This window comes from Lysinibacillus sp. GbtcB16 (genome assembly GCF_019091145.1).
Classification (GTDB): domain Bacteria; phylum Bacillota; class Bacilli; order Bacillales_A; family Planococcaceae; genus Lysinibacillus; species Lysinibacillus fusiformis.
In genome coordinates, this window is the sequence record NZ_JAGXJV010000711.1 from 1 (window position 1) to 248 (window position 248).

At 46.0% G+C, this 248-nt stretch carries 1 pseudogene; it reads right to left on the reverse strand.

Annotated elements, in window-relative coordinates:
- Window positions 1-188, reverse strand: a pseudogene (locus KVT27_RS25675) (heptaprenyl diphosphate synthase); the annotation flags it as partial.
- Window positions 189-248: the final 60 nt, after the last annotated feature.

Here is a 248-nt window from a genome sequence, read left to right on the forward strand (position 1 = left end):
TGATAATTCCCGAACTCTCCGGCAAGTAAAACGAATACCGGCCGTATCCGCTTACCGCCTGCTTTCAGCAGATGATTCGAGGTCTCTCTCAGCATCGCGTGATCCGTATACACGCTTTCTTCCAGCGCTTTTTCGATTGCTGCTATATCTTTTTTCTTTCTTGCGTAAATATCTAGTAAATTTTTCATTCTGTCACCCGTGCCACTTTATTCTCTGACCATAAAGCGATGTCTACCGGCTTCGGCAGG